This window comes from Lysobacter sp. TAB13, assembly GCF_052113885.1.
Classification (GTDB): Bacteria; Pseudomonadota; Gammaproteobacteria; order Xanthomonadales; family Xanthomonadaceae; genus Lysobacter; species Lysobacter gummosus.
This window is the reverse complement of record NZ_JBFRDR010000001.1, coordinates 476,674-495,790: the sequence shown is the minus strand read 5'-3', so window position 1 is coordinate 495,790 and position 19,117 is coordinate 476,674. Positions and strand designations below refer to the sequence as shown.

Genomic DNA, 19,117 nt, shown 5'->3' with positions numbered 1-19,117 from the left:
TCGCCGACAGTGGGCGACTTGCCGATTGCCAGGGTCATGAAACGATGCGAGCCACCGACTGGAAGGCGCACGGCGCCGGATTGCTGATCTGCGTGAGCGCCGCCGCCGCGGTCGCGCAAACGCCCGTCAACACCGCCACCGCCGAGCCGCCGCTGCCGGAACAACTGCGGGATTTCGACGTCTTTGTTGAATCGGTGCGCAAGCAGTTCGAAGTGCCGGGCATCGCCGTGGCCATCGTCAAGGACGGGCGCATCGTGCTCGAACGCGGTTACGGCGTGCGCGAGCTGGGCAAATCCGAGCCGGTCGATGCCCACACCTTGTTCGCCATCGCCTCCAACACCAAGGCCTTCACCTCGGCCTCGCTGTCGATGCTGGCCGACGAGGGCAAGCTCAGTCTCGACGACCGGGTGATCGACCATCTGCCGTGGTTCCGCATGGCCGATCCCTACGTGACCCGCGAGATGCGCGTGCGCGATCTGCTCGCGCACCGCAGCGGCCTGGGCCTGGGCGCGGGCGATCTGCTGTACTGGCCCGGCACCGACTACAGCAACGAAGAAGTCGCGCGGCGCCTGGCCGAAGTGCCGCTGAGCGGCGGTTTTCGCGGTCAGTACGCTTACGACAATATTCTCTACGGCGTCGCTCAGTTGGTGGTGGAGAAAGCCAGCGGCCGCAGCTATCGCGAGTTTCTCGACCAGCGCATCTTCAAGCCGCTGGGCATGGACGAAACCCGCTACAACGCCGATGCGCTCCGCGCCGGCGACAACGTCGCCAGCGGCCACGCCAAGGCCGATTTCAAGAGTCTGCAGACCGCGCCGCGCATGACCTGGTCCAACGTCGCCGGCGCCGGCGGCCTGTATTCCAGCGTGCACGACATGAGCAAGTGGATGCGCGTGCAGCTAGACGGCGGCGTCTACGGCCGCGAAGGCGACGAGGAACAACGTTTGTTCAGCGCCAAGCGCCAGCGCGAGATGTGGTCGGTGGTCACGCCGATCGCGATCTCGGAACCGGCGGTGCCGGAACTGGCGGCGGTCAAGCCGAATTTCTCCGGTTACGGCGAAGGCTGGCAGCTCACCGACTATCGCGGCAAGAAATTGGTCTGGCATACCGGCGGCTGGCCGGGCATGGTCTCGCGGGTGACCTTGCTGCCCGAGCAGAAACTCGGCGTGGTGGTGTTGACCAACGCCGAACTCGGCGGCGCGTTCCAGGCGCTGACGCTGCGTGCGCTCGACGCTTACCTGGACGCGCCGAAAACCGACTGGAACGCGGCCTATGCCGCCGCCCTGGCCAAGAGCCGCGACAAGGCCGATGAGGATTGGAACAAACATGTCGCCGCGCGCGACGCCAAATCCAAACCCTCGCTGCCGCTGTCGGGCTACGCCGGCACTTATCGCGATCCGTGGTACGGCGATGTGTTCATCGAGCCGGCCGCGGGCGGCAAATTGCGCGTGCGTTTCGGCCGCACCAAGGACTTGGTCGGCGAACTCAGCCACTGGCAGCACGACACCTTCATCGTGCGCTGGGATCAGCGCTGGCTCAACGCCGACGCTTTCCTCAACTTCGCCCTGACGCCGGACGGGAAAGTGCGCGAGCTGCGCATGGAGGCGATCTCGCCGCTGACCGATTTCAGCTTCGATTTCCAGGATCTGCGGCTGACGCCGGTGACGAAGGACGCCGAGGCCAAATCCGATAAGCCGAAGGCGGCGAAGAAGTCCTGAGCCGCGCGAACGCAGTGCCCGTATTTCCTCCCGGCCGATGGCCGCTTACCGTGCTGACAAGGGATGTATCCGTTATGAAGGATCAAGGTTTTCCGCTCGCCGCGTGCTTGCTCGCCGCCGCCTTGTCGCTGTCCAGCCTTGCGGCGAAGGCCGATGAGCCCGATGCCGACGCGGCGCTGCGCCAGACGATCGCCGCGCTCGACGCCAAGGTGTTCGATGCCTACAACCGCTGCGACCTGGAAACCTTCGAGCAGTATTTTTCGCCCGACGTGGAGTTCTATCACGACAAGGGCGGCGCCAGTTTCGACCGCGCCACGGTCGTGTCCAACACCCGCAAGTACATCTGCAACAAAGTGCGCCGCGAGTTGTTGCCGGCGACGCTGAAGGTCTATCCGATCAAGGACTACGGCGCGATCGAGGAAGGCGAGCACCGCTTCTGCGAAGTGAGCAGCGGCAACTGCGAGGGCAGCGCCAAGTTCCTGATGGTGTGGGCGCTCAAGGACGGGCAATGGCGGATGACGCGGGTGATGAGCTACGGCCATCGCGCGCTGAGTGAACAGGAAAAGGCGGAGTTGTCGAAGAAGCCGGGCGGCTGATCGCGGCGGCGGGCGTCTCTGACGTCGCGGCCTGCCTGCGGACGTCGGCGGGCGGAACCGATTACGGGCCGATCGGCGGCTCGGTGGCCCGCGCCGGCGGGGCTGTGCCGGCCGTGTCTATCCACGGCGCCTACCCCGCGAAGATTGTGGCCCGACCGAGGTAGGGGGTCATGCCGCCTGTGCCGTTGTTGCTTATGACTGGGCCCAGTCGAACCGCCGTCATATCTCCAGGATGCCGGCGGCAGCTTGTGGCGGGACGGTACCGTGACCGTCCGCCACTTCCGGCCCTGCACCGCGGCGCTACGCGGTGCAGGGCCATCTTCCTTCCAGATCCCGCTCGCTCGGTTCGCTTGCTCGCTGCGTGTCCGGCGGCGCTCAGGCGAACGCGGCGCGCAGCGCGGCGGCGGCTTGCGCGAGCGCCGTATCGGCGGCATCGACTCTGCCTTGCTGCAGCAGAAAGCCGTGGATCTGCCCGTCCCAGCGCCGGCTGCTGACCGGTACGCCCGCCGCGATCAGCGCCTGCGCATAGGCCTCGGCCTCATCGCGCAACACGTCGTATTCGGCGCTGAACACCGTCGCCGGCGGCAGATCGCGCAGGTCCGCGGCGCGCAGCGGCGACACCCGCGGGTCGGCCGGATCGGCGCCGCCCAGGTACTGGCGCCAGTACCACTGCATCATCGGCGCGCTGAGGAAATAGCCTTCGGCGAATTCGCGATACGACGAATGGGCGCAAGCAGCGTCCAGCACCGGATACAGCAAGAGCTGATGACGCAGACGCGGCCCGTCGCTGCGCGCGCGTTGCGCCAGCGCCGCGGCGAAATTGCCGCCCGAGCTGTCGCCGGCGATGGCGATGCATTCACCGTCGCCGCCGAATTCGGCCGCGTGCCGCGCAACCCAGCACAAGGCCGCGTAAGCGTCGTCGAGCCCGGCCGGGAACGGCGCTTCCGGCGCGAGTCGGTAATCCACAGACACCACCAGCGTGCGCGCGCCCGCCGCCAGGCTGCGGCACAGGCCGTCGGTGGTGTCGGGACTGCCGAGCACGAAGCCGCCGCCGTGCAGATAGACGGTGATCGGCAGGGCGGACGCATCGCCGGGCGCCGCAGCGGGACGGTACAGCCGCAGCGCGATCGGCCCGGCCGGGCCCGGTGCGCTCAGGGTTTCGATGAGCACGTCGGCGCGCGGCGCCGCCGCGGGCTCGGGGATGGCGAAGGACGCGCGCAGTTGCGCGGCGTCCAGTTGGCGATAGTCGAGGTCGGGATCGGGCGAATAGGCCTCGATCATGGCTTGGGCTTGCGGATGCAGGGGCATGCGACTTCCGGTCGGAGACGATGTCCACAGGCTATCGGCGCGCCAATCGGCGATAAACGAGGCGGCAATCCGGATATCTCGGATCGAAACGCTCTAATGCGGTGGGTGACGGCGTCGGGTGGTGGCTGCGCTTTCGGCGCGGCGCGGGTCCTGGTGCGAAGCGGCTCGTGCCCGATCGATTGTGTTCGGACTTGCACCGCACACATTGCCGGAGCGCTTAGAGCCGCTAACAAAACTGCCTCATGACGGGAGGGCCGACGGAGCCCCTCTCCCGCTTGCGGGAGAGGGGTTGGGGTGAGGGCGCGAGAGTCGCCGAACTCCAAGCAAGAGCATTCGCGCCTGCGGCGCTCATCCCTCACCCCAGCCCTCTCCCGCAAGCGGGAGAGGGAGTAGGAGTAGTTCGGTTCTTTCAGCCGCTCTCATTCCCAAGCCGCCTCGCCCCCACGCGGCGCCAGCCGCTCGGCGACGAAGTCGAGAAAACACGCGATCCGCGAGGCCAGCTGGGTGTTGCGGTAGTAGACCGCGTTGATCGGCTGTCGCGCATCCAGGGTTTCGCCCGCGAACAACTGCACCAAGTCGCCGCGACGCCGGTCTTCGCGGGTCATGAAGTCCGACAGGCAGACGATGCCTTCGCCGGCCAGGGCGAGCTGGCGCAGGGTTTCGCCGCTGGAGGCGTGCAGGCGCGGGGCGATGTCGAGTTCGTTGCCGTGGACATCGCGCAGCGGCCAGCGGTTGAGCGTGGCGGTCGGGGCGAAGCCGAGCAGGCTGTGTTCGCTCAGCTCGGCGACTGCGCGCGGCGTTCCGTGCGCCTGCAGATAGGCCGGGCTGGCGAGCACGCGCAGACGGCTGCTCGGCAGCGGCCGCGCGTGCAGGGTCGAGTCGGCGAGCTGGCCGATGCGGATGGCGATGTCGGTGCGTTGTTCCAGCAGATCGATGATCTGATCGTTGGTGTTGAGCTCCAGTTCGATCTGCGGATAACGGCGGCGGAAATCGCCGATCAAAGGCACGATCACGTGCAGCATGAACGGCGATGCGGCGTTGACCCGAAGACGGCCGGCCGGTTGCTGATGGCGCAGCGCCATCTGCTCTTCGGCGTCTTCCACCGAGGCCAGGATCGCGCGCGTGCGCGCCAGCATGGTTTCGCCTTCCTCGGTCAGCTCCAGCCGCCGCGTGGTCCGGCGCAACAAGGTCGTGCCGAGTTTTTCCTCCAGCCGGCTCAAGGCGCGGCTGACCCCGGACACGGTCTGATCCAGCGATTCGGCCGCGGCGGTGATCGAACCGGTATCGACCACGGTGGCGAAGGCGAGCAGCTCGTCGAGGGTGATCTTCATGCGCCATTCTAGACACGCGCCGGGCCGGGATTTCCAGTTGCCGGTTCCGCGGCACGATTACAGACGAATTGCCCGCGGCGTGATTGCTTTCTCATCGTCTTAATAATCGGCGATGCATGCTCGGACCCTCGCCGCGATGAGGATTCCACATGTACCGTCCGCACCGCCGTTGGTGTTCGATTCTGTCGCTGTCGCTGCTGTCGGCAGCGGTGCTGAGCGCCTGCGGCGAGAGCGCGAGCCTGCAGGTCTCCGACGGCACCGGCCCCACGCCGAGATTGCCCGCGCCGAACGCGACGACGCTGCCGACCGTCAACATCGCTCCGGCCATCGGCTGGCCGGCCGGCGCCAAGCCCACGCCCGCTGCGGGACTGGCGGTGCAGGCGTTCGCGCAAGGCCTGGATCACCCGCGCTGGCTGCATGTGTTGCCCAATGGCGATGTGCTGGTGGCCGAGAGCAATGCGCCGGCCGCGGACCCGAAACCGTCCGGCTTCAAGGCCTGGGCCGCGGCGCGGGTGATGAAGAAAGCCGGCGCCGCCGTGCCCAGCGCCGACCGCATCAGCCTGCTGCGCGATGCCGACGGCGACGGCGTCGCCGAATTGCGCACGGTGCTGCTCAAGGATCTGCATTCGCCGTTCGGCATGGCCCTGGTCGGCAACGAGCTGTACGTCGCCAACGCCGACGCGGTGTGGCGTTTTCCGTATCACGACGGCGATACCGGGATCGCCGACAAGGGCGTGAAGATCACCGACCTGCCGGCCGGCATCAATCATCACTGGACCAAGAACCTCATCGCCAGCGCCGACGGCAGCAAGCTCTACATCACGGTGGGTTCCAACAGCAACGTCGGCGAGAACGGCATGCAGATGGAGGAAGGCCGCGCGGCGATCTGGGAACTCGACCGCGCCAGCGGCAAGAAGCGCTTGTTCGCCACCGGCCTGCGTAATCCCAACGGCCTGGCCTGGGAGCCGAGCACCGGCGCGCTGTGGACCGCGGTCAACGAGCGCGACGAAATCGGCAGCGATCTGGTGCCCGACTACATCACCTCGGTCAAGGACGGCGGTTTCTACGGCTGGCCCTACAGCTATTACGGCCAGCACGTGGATACGCGGGTGCAGCCGCAGAATCCGCAACTGGTCGCATCGGCCCTGGCGCCGGATTACGCGCTGGGGCCGCACACCGCTTCGCTCGGCATCGCGTTTTCGCAGGGAACGACTCTGCCGGCGGCGTTCGCCCATGGCTTGTTCGTGGGCCAGCATGGTTCGTGGAACCGCAAGCCCAAGAGCGGCTACAAGGTGATCTACGTACCGTTCAAGAACGGCAAGCCCGACGGCGCGCCGGTGGACGTGCTGACCGGGTTCCTCGACGCGAAGGAAGACGCGCAGGGGCGGCCGGTGGACGTGCGCCTGGACAAGCGCGGCGCCTTGCTGGTCAGCGACGACGTCGGCAATACGGTGTGGCGGGTGACGGCGGCCGGCGCTCGCTGAGCGCGGACGCGTTCGATCGCCGCGCGGGTTATCGCGGTCGCGGGCCGCGCCGGCTCAGTCGCAACCGTCGCGGCCGCCGTCGAACAGCACCACCGCGGCTGAATTCGGCGTGCCCGGTTTATGCGACAGCGCGGCGCCGACGATGCTGAGCTTCAAGTGCTCGGGCGAGACCTCGATGCGCAGATGCTTGCTCGCGCCGCGTTCGCGGTAGTCCAGGGTGTGCGTGTCCATCGATGCGCCAAGCGTCGGCGATGCCGCGGCAGGGATGCGCTCGTATTCGATCCGCGCCTGCGGATTGGCGATCAGCGAGGCCATCGCGTCGGCGTTGGGCTTGATCGCCTTGGTGTGCGGCAATTGCCGCATCGGCGCGGGCTTGGACGCCGGCGCGGGCGTGGGGTCGGTGATCGGGCGGCTGGCCAGCAGCGCGGTGCGCCCGTCGCGCGCGAACCACAATTGCACGCGGCGATCGGGATCGTCGCCGTCGGCGCGCTGCAGTTGGCCGCTGAGCCACTGCGGGTGTTCGCGATCGGGCAACAGGCGCAGCAACAAGGTGGCGCGGCCGTCGGGTTCGACTTTCTGGATCCAGCAGCCGCGCACGCGGTCGATCTCGTCCGGCGCGGCCGGCGACGGCGATGCGGGCGGCGCGGGGCGCTTGGCGGCGTCGGCATGGGAGCAGCCGAGCGCGAGCAGCGACGCGCCGAGGGTGAAAGCAATCAGGGAACGCGGCATGGCGGGGTTCTCGCAAGGGAGCGGCGGCGCACCCGGCCACACTAGGCGTTCGCGCGGTGCTTGTCGTGAAGGCCGGCGCGCGCGGGCACGATGGCGTTCAGCGTCGCGGCTTTGGGACGCGAAGGCCTGATCGCGGCATTCGCGTTTTTTGCCCGTCATTCCCGCGAAAGCGGGAATCCAGTGGCTTTCGTGCAGCTACGTCAAAGTCGCTGGATTCCCGCTTTCGCGGGAATGACGAGCCTATTTCTCGGCAACTTTGAACAGACTCTCATCGCGAAGCCGAAACCTAAGCGAGGCAGCGCTACTGCACCACCGCAACCTCAATCTCCCGCTCATCGCTGCGCCCGCGATCATCGACCACCGACACCCGGAACTGCCCGGTGCGGTCCGGCGTCCAGGCCAGCGCCTTGCCCGGGTCGGCGCTGCCGATGAAGGTGTTGCCGACGAACCAGTACAGTTTCGACACGTCGGCATCGACCGTCGCCGCCAGGCTGAGGTTGACCTGATCGGGATGCGACAGCCGCATCGTGTAGCGGGTGGCGCGATAGGGCGAGGTGATGCTCGGCGCCGACCCCAGCCAATCCTGGGCGCCGCCGCAGTCGTGGCCGGACGGCGGGCGCTTGCGCGGAATGCCGGCCTGCACGAACACCTGGGCCAGATCCGACGGCCAGAACTCGAACACTTCCGTGCGCATGGTGTTGGGATCGAAGCGCCCGCACACCGGTCGGCCGCTGATCTTGTCCAGGGCGATCGCGCGATGCACGGTGCTGATCCGGATCGGCGACTTGCCGGGGATGAACCAGGTCATGCCGCGCTGCGGGCACCAGGCGTTGGGCAGGTCGCCGCTGGCGCGGCAGACTTCCACGCGCTTGATGTTGATCGGCCATTGCCGCACCGGATCGGCCAGATCCACGCGCGCGGCCTGCAGGCCATCGACGATGTCGAAGAACAGCGGCGCCGCCGCTTCCACGCCGACCAGGGCCGGATTGCTGGCGCCGTCGAAATTGCCCATCCACACCACCAGCACGTACGGCCCGACGATGCCGGCGCTCCAGGCGTCGCGGAACGCCCACGAGGTACCGGTCTTCCACGCCACCGGCAAGGGCCGCGAGGCCGATTGCGAACCCGCGTCGGGGCGCGGGTTATGCCGCAGCATGTCGCGGGTGATGAACGCGGCCTCGGCGCTGATCAGGCGCGCGCCTTCTTCCTGCGGATCGCTCTCGCGCCAGCGCAGCGCGCGCAGGCGGCCGTCGTTGCCGAGCATCGCGTACATGCGCGCAAGCTCGTTCATCGTCACTTCGCCGCCGCCGAGCACCAGCGCCAGACCGTAGTGATCCTTGCTGGCCATGCGGCTGACCCCGGCCTGGCGCAGGAAATCGTAGAAGCTGGGCTGCTTGAGCTGGGAGGCGACATACACCGCGGGAATATTGCGGCTGCGCACCAGCGCTTCGGTCGCGGTCACCGGGCCCATGAAGCGGCCGTCGAAATTCTCCGGCGTGTACGGGCCGAACGCGCTGGGCACGTCGCGCAGCACGGTCTGCGGATGCAGCACGCCCTGGTCCAGGGCCAGGGCGTAGATGAAAGGCTTCAAGGTGGAACCGGGCGAACGCTTGGCGTCGCTGCCGTTGACCTGTCCCTGGATCGAGGTGTCGAAGTAATCCGCTGAACCGACCAGCGCGCGCACGCCCATGTCGCGGGTGTCGATCAGGATGGCGCTGGCGTTGCGCAGCCCGCGGCTGCGTTCGCGCTGCAGATGATTGCGCACGCGCTCTTCAAGCAGGCGTTGCAGGCGGGTGTCGAGCGTGGTCTTGAGTTCCGGCCCGGCCTCCGGATGCCAGGCCTGTTCGGCCAGCACGCGATCGACCAAGTGCGGCGCGCGGAACGGCAGCTCGCGCGCGCTGTGCAGGCGCAGCGGCAGGTTCAGCAGCGCGTCCTCAGCCGCGTCCTCGGGATGGCGTTCGCGCCAGCGCGCGTACAGCCGCGCGCGCGCGGCCTGCAGGCCGCGGCCGATGTAATAGGCGTCGTCGTTGCCGTCTTCGTGCACGGCGAGTTTGCCGCGCCGCGACGGCGCTTGCGGCAGCACGGCCAAGGCCAGGGATTCGGGCAGCGTCAGGCGATCGGTGGGCTTGCGGTAATAGATCAGGCTGGCCGCGCCGACGCCTTCGATGTTGCCGCCGTAGGGGGCGAAATTCAGATAAGCCTCAAGGATGTCGTCCTTGGAATAGCACAGCTCCAGCTGCACCGCGCGCGCGATCTGCACCAGCTTGCCGCGCACATCGCGGGTCTGTAGGCGCCAGCGCAGGCGCGCGAGCTGCATGGTCAGGGTGGAGCCGCCGACGCGGGCCTCGCCGCTGCCGTAGGTGGACCAGGCGCCGCGCAGCAGGCTGACCGGATTGAATCCAGGATGCCAGCGGAACCACGCGTCCTCCTGCAGCATTACCGCTTCGACCAGACGCGGCGAAATATCCTTCAGCGGCACCCACAAACGGTAGCGCTGATCGCTGGCGAGGGTCAGCCGCAACAGCCGGCCCTCGCGGTCGCGCACCACGGTCGACAGCGGGATCGCTTCCGACAGCGAGGGGCGCGGCCAAAAGCGCACGGCGCCCCACGTCGCAGCGACGGCAATGAGGCTCAACGCAAGAGCCAGCCACTGCCGCCGCCACTTGCTTATGCGAAACAAGCCGAGATTCATCGCACAGGCTCAAAGTGCAAAACGTTCTCTAACGCGGCGGCGGCAATGACCCGCCGCCGCCACCTTCTCACCGCAACCCGCCACGGATTCATGGCGTGGGCGCGTTCACCTGCAACACGCCCGCCGGGCCGCCCTGCGCGTACACCGAGCGCTCGTACATCGATTCGGCATACACCGGCGGCACCACGAACTTGCCGCTGTTGTTGGCGCGGACCTTGTAGCGGAACTCGCTGGCTTCGCCGCCGACGCTGCCGTACAGGACGATGCGGTCTTCGCGCTGTTCGACATGCAAGGGCGCGAAGGTCGAGCCGGGCAGGGCCAGGGTCTGCTGCGGCGCCGCGTTCGGATCGGGGCCGTCGCGCGAGGGTTGGCCTTCCTCGCTTTCGCCATCGCCTTCGCTTTCGCCGCAGTCTTCTTCGCAGCCTTCTTGCTCCGTGGCTTCGCTTTCGTCCGCGCCGGCGCTGGCCGCGACGTACTGCATCACCGGTTCGAAACCGCCCGGCAGCAGATCGACGATCGCGATGGAATCGCGCATCGGCACGCCGAGCGCGCGGACCCGCACGCGCACCGTGACTTCCTGGCCCTGCTTGATCGTGGCGACCGGCTTGCCGGCGTCGTCGAGGTACTCGCGCACCACTTCCAGCCCCTTGTCCTGCACTTCCTTGGGCAGGGCGCGATCGAAGCCGCTTTGATTGACCAGATACCAGGCCGGCGCCGGGCCGCCCGGCGCGACCCACAGGCGCAGGTCGCCGCCGGCGAAGTTGCCGCGCGAAATCACGCCCTGCGCCGCGCTGATCGGCCGCGACTTGCCGTCCTTGCCGGCCGCTTCCAGCACCGGCAGCGGCTGCTGCGGCTGGGCGCCGGCGTAGGCGTCCATCGCCAGCACGGTCAGCGCCGAGGACAGGGTGTTGTAGCTGTTGTGACGCAGCGGATCGAGCAGGCGTTCCAGCGCCGTCATCTTCAGGCCGTCGCGGGTCAGCGCCGGGAAGTGACGGTTCAGCAGATACACCGTCCAGGCCTGATCGATGCCGTTGTCGTAGTAGGACGCGTAGACGCCGCGCGTGGTCGCCGCCGCGCCGTTGGCGCGGATCAGCGCCTTGTTGACCAACGGACGCGCTGCCTTGTCCTGCTGCAGCAACTGGTAGCTCGATGCGATCAGCAGGCCGGCGACATCGTTCTCCCAGGTCTTGGGCTGATCGCGCTTGATCTGCTCGTGCACCGCGCTGAGCAGGTTGCTGGCGGTGCGGCCCTGGCGGACCAGCAGATACACCGCCAGCGCGCGGCTGCGCAGCGACGGCAGGTCGTTGCCCGAGCGGTCGGCGGCCAGCTGTTCCAGATAGCCGTTGAGCGACTTGAGCAGATCCTGCGGAATCGCCTGACCGCGATCGCGCGCTTCCAGCAGATACAGCGCGGCATACCCGGTGACGAAGTTGTCCGCCTCCGGCGTCGCCGTCCACAGGCCGATGCCGCCTTCGCTGTTCTGGCGCGAACGCAGCACGTCGATGATGTCCAGCTTCGCATCGCCCGGACGGTTATCGACGATCTTGCCCAGTTCCGGATGCGAGGCCAGCACCAGCGCCGGGAATGCGCCGCTGAGCAGCTGCTCGCTGCACTGGTACGGGTAGTCGCTCAGGTACGCGGTCAGCCCGTCCACCGCCACCAGCGGCGACACCGAGGCCGACACCTGCCGCGTGGCGCGCTGGTCGTACATCGCGCGCAGCGGCTGGATGACGACGCGTTTGTCGGCGCGGCCGGCGATCAGGTCCTGACGCGCGACCAGGGCCGGGCGCAAGGACAGTTCGATCCGTCGCTTGGCTGAATACGTACCCGACGCGGCCTGGATGCCGACCGGCAGCGCGCCCAGCGCATTGCCGGCCTTGACCCGGAACCGCACCGTGGTTTCGCTGCGCGGCGCGATCGACACCGCGGCGGGCGCGGCGCCGACCAGACTCAGCGACGCCGGCAGTTGCAGGCTGACCGTCACCTGCGAAGGCTTCTTCGCGCCTTCGATGGTGTTGGCCACGCCGACCGGCAGGTCGAACTCGTCGCCCGGGGCGACATGGGTCGGCACGGTCGGGGTCAGCACGAAATCGCCGCGCACGATCGCATCGTCCTGGATCACGCCGATGCGTCCGGGCGTCACCGCCACCGCGACCACGCGCACCTGGCCGTTGAAGTGATCGGGCAGGGTGAACTTGAACTGATGGCTGCCATCGACATCGACGATGCCCGACCACCACACCGCCGGCTTCTCCGACTTGCGCTTGAACGGATTGAGGTGCTTGGCCATGCCGCCTTCGCCGTCGCCGCCCGGCGCCGCCGAGGCGGCGATGCGGCTGAACTCCGGCAGCAGCAGGTCGAGGATCTGCGCGGTGTCCACCTGCAGCGACTTCTTGCGGAAGAAATGATCCAGCGGATCGCCGACGCGGTAGCGCGCGACCTGCAGGATGCCTTCATCGACCGCGAACAGCACCACCCGCGCCTTGCCTTCGGTGGTGACATCGGCCGTCATCGGCGTGCCCGGCTTGGTCACCTTGGGCAGCGTCAGTTTCAGCGGCTGCGTGCGCGCGCTGCGATCGACCGCGAACGGCGCCACGCCGAACGACAACGGGCTCATGTAGATCTCGTCGGAGTTCGGATCGCGCAGGAACTGCACGTTGATGTAGCCGTTGCCCTCGAAATCGGCCGGCACGGTGATCTTCTGCACGCTGGCGCTGCTGTCGGCGTGGAACCAGGCGTGGGCGTAGACCTTGTCGCGTTCCAGTGTGATCAAGCCGCTGCCGGCATAAGGCGCGCGGATGCTGATCTCGATGGTCTCGCCCGGCTTGTAGCTGGACTTGGACAAGTTGAGGCTGAGCTCGGCGTTGCGTTCCAGCGAGCGCGACAGGTTGGCCGCGCCGGCGATCTGGTAGCCGATCTGGTTGAGCACCTTGCCGTCGGCGCTGCGCACTTCGAGCAGGAAATCGCCCGGCTGATCGGTCGGCAGCGACACGGTCTGACGGCCGCCGGCCAGGGCCAGGGGTTCGTCGCGCTTGTCGTAGCGGCGCTCATGCGAGACATAGCGGTACAGGCCCGAATCCTGCTTGGTCAGCACCGAGACGTAGCGTTTCTCGACCACCACCGCGCGCAAGCCCGTGACCGCCTTGGGCTCGCCGTCCTGGCCGATGGACACCAGTTGCAGCGCCCGCTTGGCGCCGCGCTTGATGTAGTTCAGATCGTCCTGCGGCTTGATGCCGACCAGGAAATCGTTGTTGGATACCAGCGCGCTGGTTTGAGCGGCGACGTTGCGCCCGCTGCCGGGTTCGAAGGCGCGCGCGAGGAAACTCAACTGGTAAGTAGCCCGCTCATACTTGCTCAGATCGAGCTTGAACTCGGCCTTGCCCTCGGCGTTGGTGGTCTGGTCGCTGAGCGCTTCGTCGTAACCTTCCTTGGCCCGCTGCGGGTCGAAGAACTGATAACCCGGATAGGCGGCGAAGGCCGGGAAGAACGGACGCAGCACCATCGTGCCTTCCACGCGGCGCTGCTGCGCGGGCGTGCCGAACAGGTTTTCCGCCGACACCGTCGCCGACAATTGCTCGGGCTTGATCCAGCCCTTCGGATTCTCGGTGGAGAACTTCGCCGTCACCTTCATTGTGTCGGGGGCGAATTCGCGCACCTGCACCGAGGTCGAGCCGAGCGTAGTGCGCTGGTCGTCGCGGCCCAGCAGGAACAACTGGATCTGCCAAGTGCCGCTGGGCGCGCTGTCGCTCGGCGCGAAGCTGGCGCTTTCGAAGCCTTGTTCGCTCAGCTTGAGCTTCTCGCGCTTGGCCACGTTGCCGCGCGGGTCGGTGAATTCCCACTCCAGCGGCAGGCCGGCGAGCGGACGTTTCCAGTCGGCGGCGCGCACGATCATGCCGATGTTGATGGTGTCGCCCGGACGGTACAGGCCGCGATCGGAGAACAGGAAGGCGTTGAGCGCGCCGGCTTCCAGGTCGTTGGGCTCGCCGCCGATGTCGAAACGCGAGTAGTCCAGCTTGCGGCGGTAGTCGTCGATAGGCAGGAAGGAATAGTCCTCGCCCTGGCTGACGGTCAGCATCGCCGGTTCTTTTTCGCGCTTGAAGCCTTTCAGCGAAGGAATCTGCGCGCGGCCGGTGGCGTCGGTGTCGGCCTCGACCAGGGTTTCGCCGTTGCGCGCCACCGCGCGAACGCGCGCGCCGGCGACCGGCGAGCCGTTCGACAGCGATTGCACGAACACGTCGCGGCGTCCGTCCATCGCCTGCTTGACCACGATGCCCAGGTCGGTGAGCACGACCAGGCGGCTGTCTTCCTCGCTGCCGGCATCGTCGGCCAGGGTTTCCTCCGCCGAGCGCTGGGCGTCTTCATCGCTCAGGGTGCGCAGGCTCAGCAGGAACACGCCGCGGCGGTTCGGCTTGAGGTACTCGCCCAGATCCACTCCCTCGTAATGCGCCTTGGCCGGATTGTCGGCGGGCAGGGTCAGGCGTTTTTCCACGCGCTCGACCAGGCTGTCGGCGCCGAGGTTGTAGAAACTGGGCTTGGCGTAGCTGCCGCTGTTGTTGAATACCAGGTGCTGGATCTGCTCGGGCAGCACGCGGGCGATTTCCAGCCGCGCCGCCGGCACGTTGCGCGAGACCACGCTGACCCGGCGTTCGCCGCGCAGCGACAGCAGCGCGCCTTCGCCGACGAAGCGCAGCAGCTTGGGGTATTCGGGCACGGTCTGCACGGCGGTGTGGTTGGCGCCGAGGATGAAACCGCCGAAGGCCTTCAGGCCCTTGTTGACGCGCACATAGATATGCCGGCCGGCGGGGGCCTGGAACTTGAAGCTGTGGATTTCGATGTATTCGCGCTCGGTCGGCACCGCGCTCAGCGGCAGCGCGGTGGCGGCCTTGAGCACGGCTTCATCGACGTTGTCGCGCGACCACGAGTAGTTGCCGCTTTGTTCCTTGGCCGGACGGCGCGGGTCCTTGGCCGGTAGCAGCCAGGCGCGCACCGCGCCGGCGACATCGGTGTCGCGCATGGCGTTGTTGAAGCTCAGCACCAGCACCTGTTCGGGTTCGAAGCGCTCGTTCTCCACCAGGGTGGTATCGATGTTGTCGACGCTGACGCTGTACAGCGAGGGCAGGCGCACCTGGGAGCTGAGTTTTTCCGCGCTGCCTTCGCCGCCGAGCGCGCTGACGACGCCGGGCGCGAGTTCGAGCTTCAGCGTGCCGCCGTTTTCCGGCAGGGTCAGCGGTTCGGAATGGACCCAGGCCTTGAGCCGGGTGTCGTCGTAGGTGAGGGTGTACTTGGGCGCGGCCATCGCGGTGCCGCCGCCGTCGGCCAGCGACAGGGCGACGCGGCGCTGCAGTTGCGCCTCATCGACCGGATGCGAGAACTTCAGCTCGTACACGCCTTTCTTCAAGGCCGGGTCTTGCGGGTCCTGGTAGAACTCGCTGCTGGCGATCTCGGCCTTGAACGGCGCGGTCTGGAATTCGAATTCGTGTTCCTGCAGCAGCACCTTGGGCGCTACGGTCTGTTTGGTGTCGAGTTCGACCTTGTACTTCGTCTTCACCGGCCAGTCGGCGGACGGCGTGAACACCAGGGTCTTGTCGTCTTCCCACTTCCAGGCGCCCTTGAGTTCGGGCGTGAGCGTCACGCCGAGCGGCGCGGAGCCGATCTGCTTGAGCGGCGCGGCCGAGTCGGAGAAGGTCAGGCGCAAGGTATCGACCGTGGCCGGCTTGCGGCTGTAGTCGGTGAGCTCGGGGCCGTGCACTTCCACGCTCAGCGCGCCGGGAATCACCGGCTTGGGCCGGGTGGCGAGCCAGTAACCGAGCGCGCCGACCACGATCAGGCCGAGCAGGCTGCCCAGGTACAACCCGGGTTTTTGCCGGATGCGCGCCAGCAGCGCGGCGAGCCACGCGGGCGGGGACCAGGCGATATCGCCGAAGACGGCGCGGCTGGCGCGCGTCCAGGGCTTAGGGCGGCCGGCGTCGCCGGCCTCCGCGGCGGGAGCCGGTTGCGACGGCGACGAAGAGGTTTGCATTGCGGAAGTTCCGATCCGTGGTGCGGTGGCCAGTGCCGGGCCGAGCGATCCGTTGCTCAGCCGGTCCCCATCAGTTGCGACGTTTCGAACTGCACGCGGGGCGGTTTTTGCTTGTGCGCGTATCGATCGAAACGGTAGACCCAAATGTTAGGAAATTGTTCCTGCCGTTCGTCGGCTTGTCGAGATTTTTTTATCGATGGACTTCCGCGGGCGGTCGAAGCGGGCGGCGGCGGGCGCCCGGGCCGGTCGCTTGGCACTTGGTCGCCGGCGCCGCCGCGGTCTAAGCTCGGGGCCGTTTTGGCTGTCGGAGCCTGCATGGACATCGTTGCGCTTATCGCCGTGGTCGCCGGGTTGTATCTGGCCTTCAAGCTGGTCGGTTTCCTGTTGAAGGCGGCGATGTGGCTGTTGGTGATCGGCGGTCTGTACTGGCTGATCGCGCCGTTGGCGGGCTGGCCGTTGCTGGGCTAGGCCGCACGATAGCGGAGTTTCATCTGTTGGTAGCGTATTCGACCTTCCCAAGGAGCGTGCAGCGTCATGAGCGACCCGCAAACCGTCCCCGCGCATTGGTTCGACGACACCCAGGATATCGGCCGCCTGGTGCGGGCGATCTACGCCTGCATCTCCGGCCCCGCCGGCGCCCCGCGCGACTGGGCGCGATTCCGCTACCTGTGCCATCCGCGCAATCTGAGCCTGCGCACCGTGGTCGAAGCCGACGGCTCCACCTGGGCGCAGGTGTTCGATACCGAGCAGTACATCGCCGATGTCGAGATCTTGTTCGCCACCACCGATTTCTTCGAGGTCGAGACCGACCAGCGCATCGAGCGTTTCGGCCAGATCGCCCATGTGTGGAGCAAGTACGACGCGCGCGCCAGTCCCGACTCGCCGGTGTTGATCAAGCGCGGGGCCAACAGCATCCAGCTGTGCTACGAGAAAGGGCGCTGGTGGGTGTTCTGCACGATCTGGGATAACGAGCGCGAGGGTGTGCGGTTCGATTTGTTTTGAGGTTGGGGCCCTCATCCGGCCTTTCGGGGTGAGCGGACGCCGCTTGCGAGCCACCGGCTCGCGCGTCCGCGAACGCCCAAACGCTATGCGTTTGGGCCGGGGTCGAAACTGGGACTGCGACGGAAGGGCGGAACGGGCGCGCGGCTCCGCAGCCCCCATAACAGCCACTCAGGCAACACACCCGGTCCGATCCGGACCCGATCCCCAACTGGAATCGCCGCGCGCGGTCCCCACATCAAAGGGATCTTCCCCCGAGTCGCCCGCGCATGCTGCCGTTCTCCGTTCTGGATCTGGCCCCCGTCACTCAAGGCAGTCACGCCGGCCAGGCCTTCGCCAACAGTCTCGACCTGGCCCGTCATGCCGAAGCGCTGGGCTACACCCGTTACTGGCTGGCCGAACACCACAACATGCCCGGCATCGCCAGCGCCGCGACCGCGGTGCTGATCGGCCACATCGCCGGCGGCACCTCGACCATCCGGGTCGGCGCCGGCGGCATCATGCTGCCCAACCACGCGCCGCTGCAGGTCGCCGAGCAGTTCGGCACGCTGGCCTCGTTGTATCCCGATCGCATCGACCTGGGCCTGGGCCGCGCGCCCGGCACCGATCAGGCCACCGCGCGCGCCCTGCGCCGTTACTACGACGGCGCCGACAGCTTCCCGCAGGACGTGGCCGAGCTGCTGCATTACTTCGAACCGGTGCAACCCGGGCAAACGGTGCGCGCGGTGCCCGGCGCCGGACTGGACGTGCCGGTGTGGCTGCTGGGATCGAGCTTGTTCAGCGCGCGCCTGTCGGCGGCGATGGGCCTGCCGTTCGCGTTCGCCTCGCATTTCGCCCCCGACGCCATGGACGAGGCGCTGACGCTGTACCGGCGCGACTTCAAGCCGTCCGCGCGTTTGCCGCGGCCGCACGCGATGCTGGCCTTGAACGTGGTCGCGGCCGACAGCAGCGCGCAGGCGCGGCGGTTGTTCACCACTCAGCAGCAGTCCTTCGTCAATCTGCGTCGCGGCATGCCGGGACTGATTCCGCCGCCGATCGACGATATCGAGAGTTTCTGGACGCCTTTGGAAAAGGCCGGGGTTGCGCAGGCGCTGGCTTGCGCGGTGGTCGGCGATCCGGAGGAGGTGCGTGAGGGGATTGCGGCGTTTATCGCGCGGCATCGTCCGGATGAGGTGATGATTACCGCGAACATCTACGAGCATGCGGCTCGGTTGTATTCGTTCGAGTTGGCGGCGCGGGCTTGTAAGGCTGTCGGCTAGAGCAAATCCCCGGGCGCAGAGGGATCGGTGCGAATCGTGGCGGCGCGGGCGCCAGCCCCCTTTTTCAAAGGGGGCGAATTGACGGGGAGATTGCTGATTGGCGGCGCGGGCTTGTAAGGCTGTCGGCTAAGAGCAAATCCCCCGGCGCAGAGGGATCGGTGCGAATCGTGGCGGCGCAGGCGCCAGCCCCCTTTTTCAAAGGGGGCAAATTGACGGGGCGGTTGCTGATTGGCGGCGCGGGCTTGTAAGGCTGTCGGCTAAGAGCAAATCCCCCGGCGCAGAGGGATCGGTGCGAATCGTGGCGGCGTAGGCGCTAGCCCCCTTTTTCAAAGGGGGCAAATTGACGGGGCAGTTGCCGAAATCAAATCGCGCGCCCTCCCAAGCCCGTGCTGTTCCCCCCTTTGAAAAAGGGGGGCAGGGGGGATTTGCTTTTAAATCCCAACCTTCAGCGCGGCACCACCCCAAGCAACTCCACCTCAAACACCAGCGAAGTATCCGGCGGAATCGCACCACCGCCGGCGCCCTCGACGCCGTAGCCCATATCCGACGGAATCATCAGCACGCGCTTGCCGCCCACGCGCATGCCGGCGACGCCGTCGTCCCAGCCGCGGATGACGCGGCCGGCGCCCAGCAGGAAGCTGAAAGGCTTGCCGTGGTCGAAGGAACTGTCGAACTTCGTGCCGCGCTTGTTCTCGGCTTTTTCGTCGTACAGCCAGCCGGTGTACTGCACGACCACTTCCTGGCCCGACTGCGCGACCGCGCCGGTGCCGACGCGTTCGTCGATGGTCTGGAACTGGGCGATGCGGCCGCTGAACACCTTCTTCGGCGCCGCCGCCTGTTCCTGCGCGGCCGGTTTGTCGCAGGCGCTCAGCGCCAGCGTGGTCGAGGCCAGAACCAGGGCCAGCGGCAGGACGCGGGCGAAAGCGCGCAGCCGCGTCAGGAAGTCATGGGAATACGCGCACGGGCTAAGAGCGAACGACACGCT

Annotated in this window: 12 protein-coding genes; 6 read left to right on the top strand and 6 right to left on the bottom strand. The window is 67.4% G+C overall.

Going from position 1 to position 19,117, the window contains the following annotated elements; all coding sequences use genetic code 11:
- Positions 1–44: 44 nt before the first annotated feature.
- Entirely contained in the window at positions 45–1,715 is a 1,671-nt protein-coding gene (locus tag AB4Y92_RS01775) for a serine hydrolase (RefSeq protein WP_441818072.1), read from the top strand.
- A 74-nt stretch (positions 1,716–1,789) separates the two neighbouring features.
- Positions 1,790–2,311, top strand: a complete 522-nt coding sequence (locus AB4Y92_RS01770) for a nuclear transport factor 2 family protein (protein ID WP_441818071.1) — start codon at positions 1,790–1,792, stop codon at positions 2,309–2,311.
- Positions 2,312–2,686: 375 nt separating this feature from the next.
- Here the strand turns inward: AB4Y92_RS01770 and AB4Y92_RS01765 are convergent, their stop codons facing one another.
- Complete coding sequence (locus AB4Y92_RS01765; RefSeq protein ID WP_441818070.1) at positions 2,687–3,619, bottom strand: alpha/beta hydrolase; 933 nt, start codon at positions 3,617–3,619, stop codon at positions 2,687–2,689.
- A 419-nt stretch (positions 3,620–4,038) separates the two neighbouring features.
- The gene (locus AB4Y92_RS01760) at positions 4,039–4,950 is read right to left on the bottom strand and encodes a LysR substrate-binding domain-containing protein (RefSeq protein ID WP_441818069.1); all 912 of its coding nucleotides are present in this window, start codon (positions 4,948–4,950) and stop codon (positions 4,039–4,041) included.
- A gap of 149 nt (positions 4,951–5,099) precedes the next feature.
- Here AB4Y92_RS01760 and AB4Y92_RS01755 point away from each other — a divergent pair, with 149 nt between their 5' ends.
- The gene (locus AB4Y92_RS01755) at positions 5,100–6,434 is read left to right on the top strand and encodes a PQQ-dependent sugar dehydrogenase (RefSeq protein ID WP_441818068.1); all 1,335 of its coding nucleotides are present in this window, start codon (positions 5,100–5,102) and stop codon (positions 6,432–6,434) included.
- Between the two features lie 54 nt (positions 6,435–6,488).
- On the opposite strand, the gene AB4Y92_RS01750 is transcribed toward AB4Y92_RS01755, so the two are convergent.
- The 3 genes from AB4Y92_RS01750 to AB4Y92_RS01740 all read right to left on the bottom strand — a co-directional run bounded on the left by AB4Y92_RS01750 (position 6,489) and on the right by AB4Y92_RS01740 (position 15,874).
- Entirely contained in the window at positions 6,489–7,163 is a 675-nt protein-coding gene (locus tag AB4Y92_RS01750; RefSeq protein ID WP_441818067.1) for a hypothetical protein, read from the bottom strand.
- A gap of 301 nt (positions 7,164–7,464) precedes the next feature.
- Entirely contained in the window at positions 7,465–9,798 is a 2,334-nt protein-coding gene (pbpC, locus tag AB4Y92_RS01745) for a penicillin-binding protein 1C (protein WP_441818066.1), read from the bottom strand.
- A 145-nt stretch (positions 9,799–9,943) separates the two neighbouring features.
- On the bottom strand, positions 9,944–15,874 hold the full coding sequence (locus AB4Y92_RS01740; RefSeq protein ID WP_441818065.1) for an alpha-2-macroglobulin: 5,931 nt from the start codon (positions 15,872–15,874) through the stop codon (positions 9,944–9,946).
- A 315-nt stretch (positions 15,875–16,189) separates the two neighbouring features.
- Here AB4Y92_RS01740 and AB4Y92_RS01735 point away from each other — a divergent pair, with 315 nt between their 5' ends.
- From AB4Y92_RS01735 to AB4Y92_RS01725, 3 genes are all read left to right on the top strand, one after another.
- Positions 16,190–16,342, top strand: coding sequence for a hypothetical protein (locus AB4Y92_RS01735; RefSeq protein WP_187313165.1), 153 nt, complete (start codon positions 16,190–16,192; stop codon positions 16,340–16,342).
- Positions 16,343–16,408: 66 nt separating this feature from the next.
- Positions 16,409–16,876 (top strand): hypothetical protein, encoded by a 468-nt coding sequence (locus AB4Y92_RS01730; protein ID WP_441818064.1) that lies wholly within the window; start codon positions 16,409–16,411, stop codon positions 16,874–16,876.
- Positions 16,877–17,142: 266 nt separating this feature from the next.
- The gene (locus AB4Y92_RS01725) at positions 17,143–18,132 is read left to right on the top strand and encodes an LLM class flavin-dependent oxidoreductase (protein WP_441818063.1); all 990 of its coding nucleotides are present in this window, start codon (positions 17,143–17,145) and stop codon (positions 18,130–18,132) included.
- A 445-nt stretch (positions 18,133–18,577) separates the two neighbouring features.
- Here AB4Y92_RS01725 and AB4Y92_RS01720 read toward each other — a convergent pair whose 3' ends face one another.
- Complete coding sequence (locus AB4Y92_RS01720; RefSeq protein ID WP_441818269.1) at positions 18,578–18,949, bottom strand: FKBP-type peptidyl-prolyl cis-trans isomerase; 372 nt, start codon at positions 18,947–18,949, stop codon at positions 18,578–18,580.
- Positions 18,950–19,117 lie beyond the last annotated feature (168 nt).

Excerpts from the sequence above, each read along its gene's own strand:
- AB4Y92_RS01775 (WP_441818072.1), top strand. The coding sequence starts at position 45 with ATGCGAGCCACCGACTGGAAGGCGCACGGCGCCGGATTGCTGATCTGC.
- AB4Y92_RS01770 (WP_441818071.1), top strand. The coding sequence starts at position 1,790 with ATGAAGGATCAAGGTTTTCCGCTCGCCGCGTGCTTGCTCGCCGCCGCC.
- AB4Y92_RS01765 (WP_441818070.1), bottom strand. The coding sequence starts at position 3,619 with ATGCCCCTGCATCCGCAAGCCCAAGCCATGATCGAGGCCTATTCGCCC.
- AB4Y92_RS01760 (WP_441818069.1), bottom strand. The coding sequence starts at position 4,950 with ATGAAGATCACCCTCGACGAGCTGCTCGCCTTCGCCACCGTGGTCGAT.
- AB4Y92_RS01755 (WP_441818068.1), top strand. The coding sequence starts at position 5,100 with ATGTACCGTCCGCACCGCCGTTGGTGTTCGATTCTGTCGCTGTCGCTG.
- AB4Y92_RS01750 (WP_441818067.1), bottom strand. The coding sequence starts at position 7,163 with ATGCCGCGTTCCCTGATTGCTTTCACCCTCGGCGCGTCGCTGCTCGCG.
- AB4Y92_RS01740 (WP_441818065.1), bottom strand. The coding sequence starts at position 15,874 with ATGCAAACCTCTTCGTCGCCGTCGCAACCGGCTCCCGCCGCGGAGGCC.
- AB4Y92_RS01735 (WP_187313165.1), top strand. The coding sequence starts at position 16,190 with ATGGACATCGTTGCGCTTATCGCCGTGGTCGCCGGGTTGTATCTGGCC.
- AB4Y92_RS01730 (WP_441818064.1), top strand. The coding sequence starts at position 16,409 with ATGAGCGACCCGCAAACCGTCCCCGCGCATTGGTTCGACGACACCCAG.
- AB4Y92_RS01725 (WP_441818063.1), top strand. The coding sequence starts at position 17,143 with ATGCTGCCGTTCTCCGTTCTGGATCTGGCCCCCGTCACTCAAGGCAGT.